The following is a 2,923-nucleotide window of genomic DNA, read 5'->3' on the forward strand; positions in this document are numbered from 1 at the left end:
CGCTTAGGTTTTTGTTTAAACTGTGTTTTCACGGTCTTATATCTTGCGATTACCGTACGCATTACGGACTGGGCCATTTGCGATTGCAACCCAAAATCCTGACGTATCTGATGATACAAGGCGTTGTGCAAAGTCGTTTGACCTAATTCAAATTCATGGTCAAAGATATATGTCGAAACAAAATTACAAGCGTTTAAGAACTGTTGTTGGGTTTCTTCGAATTTTTCAATATCACTAACACTTGGGTATAATTGCACTTTAATCGTTTTCGTCAACTGCATCTTGTCACCTCTTTTCCCTTAAATACATCATAATATCTATTTAGAGGAAACATAAACGATAACCTAGTAAAATCAACAAAAAAGAGCTGTCTATTTCGCTAATTCCTCCTAGGCATTAATACCTAGGAGGAATTAGCTGACAGCTTGTAAATGAATTATACCATTAAACATACAATGTTTCAGCCACTCAGCTTGCTCATTTTGCTTGCCTTCTTGGAAAATCCGTGCATGGGTAGGAGATCTACTTCTGCGAAACTAACATTTCTTCTCAAGTAGTGCCACTGTCTCAACATGTTTTGAGATGAATTCATAGCTGTCAAAAATTAGTCACTTGAACATTATTGTCTTTGAGGGAACATATCCACTGAGGGCTTGCGTATGTGGGAACATATCAACATAGAAAGTATTCATCAATTTCATCTTCATTTTTGAGAACGCTTTTCTCTGGAACTCCTACTGACTTCGATAGTTTAATAGAAGAAACAAATCTTAACTGAACATTGATATTGAAATCAAACGAGTATTGCTGCAATTCCCCAAGCTTATGATATTTACTCAAAAGCTCATCTAGTTTTACTTGGTACTCTTTGTCCAATTTATCAACAAATGCATTAATTCTTTCTTGATAAAGATTGATAACTTCTATTTCATGTTTGTTTAGAACACCCTTTCCAAGACTTAGTGCTGTTGTTGCAACGATTGATCCAACCAAAGCACCAACAACTGGAATTGGTATAACTGTTTGTCCTATTGCAGCACCAATACCAGCCCCTGCTGCATCAATAGCGTTTAATGTCACTAAATCAATAAATCCATCTGTATCAACATCGCCTTTTCTATATTTGACGATGGCATTGCTTAACCCAAAAGTTCCTGAAGTAATTGCTCCAGCACTTGGTGCCGCAAGGTGACAAACATTCGTTAATCCATATATTGCATATCCAGAAATTCCACCTTTAATAGCACCTTTAGCTGTACTGACTCCACACTCTTTCCAATCTTCAATATCAAAATCCCAGACTTCTTTTCCATCTTTGTGTTTTTGATAGACAAATATTCCTAGATTGAAACCACCTTGTACTGCTGCGCCTACTACAGCCACTTTAGATGCCTCTCCAAAACTTGGTTGTGCTTCTTGTTGGGCGCTTAATCTATCGCTGTCCGCTTCCTTGTTAATATCCGATTTTTGTTGAGCGGTTTGCTTATTTATATCATTTGCTTCATTTAATAACGTTTGATCAATTGTTCCTTTTTGGACATCTTTATATTTAAGAACTGATGATTCCAACCATTCATCATAAGAAACACCACGCAGAGCACTCTCATCTTCAATTGCTTTTCTAATATTATTGATTTGGGAGTTAGACAAGACATTTCCATTAAATTCTACAGATTTTGCTCCGCCCATGATTTCTTTTATGACTTCCACATGATCCTTCGGAAAAATCATACTCATTTTATCATAATTGGATGCTTGTTTAATCTCTTCTAAGCTATTGGCATAAAACTTCATTTGTACTTCTTTGCCTTGTAGTAGAATATCCGCAGGTCCATTATCATTTAATAGTACTACACTTTTTTGCAGTCCTTGATAAACATCTCTTGATTTCTTATACCCGTTTCAGCAAATTCCGAAATAAAACCATGCACTCCAGTTTCTCCACCACGATTAATACTGATAAGATTATCGATTTCTGTTTTCGCCCAATCTAGATTCGATAATGCATTTGCTGATTTAGTAGCTAAGTCTGATAATTTATCTGTTTCATTAGTAAGAATTGATTCTAATGTATTCATCAGATCCGTTAATCGGATATTATTTAAATAATCGACATATGAAGCAATACTTTGTTCAACATTATTATCAATAGTCTGTTCACTAGTCATCTAATTTGAGCTCCTTATTAATTAGTTGTGCCAAAGTTAAAGTTGAATTCACAAGCAATCCAGCTTGTATCTTTTCATCTTTGGAGAATTGACTATAATCACTACCAATCAAAGCTTTCTCTGCTCTATTTACTCCTGTAATTTGAGTGTTGGTAGTTTCCAACAATGCCTTCACTTCTGCAATCATATTATTAAATTTTCTAATTATTTTCTCGAGGTTCTCTCTTTCTACAATTAGTTTATTTGCAGTTTTTTTATTTTTATGACTTGCGAACAAACCTGAACCAACTGAACCCGCTAACATTACACCAGCAATTGTCCAACCTACTGGTCCTGCAAGTGCGAGAAATGCACTACCTGCACTCATTCCGCCACCACCAGCCGCCAATGCGCCACCACCAAGCCATGCTAATGTAGCATTAGTTGCTGCAGCTCCTGATAAAGTAGATATAGCAGTACCTGTTGATGCAACGCCAAAAGTAGTTGCAATGCCCATTGCTGCTGTTGGACCCATTGTCGCTACAGCAACTCCAAGAGCACTTAAAGTTGCACCTGCTCCAGAACCACCCGCAGCTGCTTTAGCTTCAACTTCAGCCTTTTTAATTTCTTGTTGTTTGGTCTTAAAATTTTCCACTTCAATTTCAATTCTTTGAAGGGTAACTTTAAACTCCTCGTATAATAAGATTAGTCTTAAATGGCTAATCTTTTTTTACTATATTTGTCATTTAAGGCTGACTTAAACCTGTGACTCTTAT

General features: G+C 36.3%; 3 protein-coding genes and 1 pseudogene. All 4 read right to left on the minus strand.

Features of this window, described 5'->3' with window-relative positions:
- A pseudogene (locus CJ191_RS09025) lies at positions 1-281 on the minus strand (RNA-guided endonuclease TnpB family protein); the annotation flags it as partial.
- A gap of 391 nt (positions 282-672) precedes the next feature.
- Complete coding sequence (locus CJ191_RS09030) at positions 673-1,794, minus strand: hypothetical protein (RefSeq protein ID WP_257994167.1); 1,122 nt, start codon at positions 1,792-1,794, stop codon at positions 673-675.
- A gap of 56 nt (positions 1,795-1,850) precedes the next feature.
- Positions 1,851-2,168, minus strand: coding sequence for a hypothetical protein (locus CJ191_RS09315; protein ID WP_257994168.1), 318 nt, complete (start codon positions 2,166-2,168; stop codon positions 1,851-1,853).
- Positions 2,161-2,802 (minus strand): hypothetical protein, encoded by a 642-nt coding sequence (locus tag CJ191_RS09035; RefSeq protein WP_257994169.1) that lies wholly within the window; start codon positions 2,800-2,802, stop codon positions 2,161-2,163. The genes CJ191_RS09315 and CJ191_RS09035 overlap by 8 nt, the downstream gene beginning before the upstream one ends.
- Positions 2,803-2,923: the final 121 nt, after the last annotated feature.

This window comes from Aerococcus viridans, assembly GCF_002871935.1.
Lineage (GTDB): Bacteria > Bacillota > Bacilli > Lactobacillales > Aerococcaceae > Aerococcus > Aerococcus viridans_B.

Coding starts and splice junctions, on each gene's coding strand:
- CJ191_RS09315 (WP_257994168.1), bottom strand. CDS start 2,168: ATGACTAGTGAACAGACTATTGATAATAATGTTGAACAAAGTATTGCT.
- CJ191_RS09030 (WP_257994167.1), bottom strand. CDS start 1,794: ATGAAGTTTTATGCCAATAGCTTAGAAGAGATTAAACAAGCATCCAAT.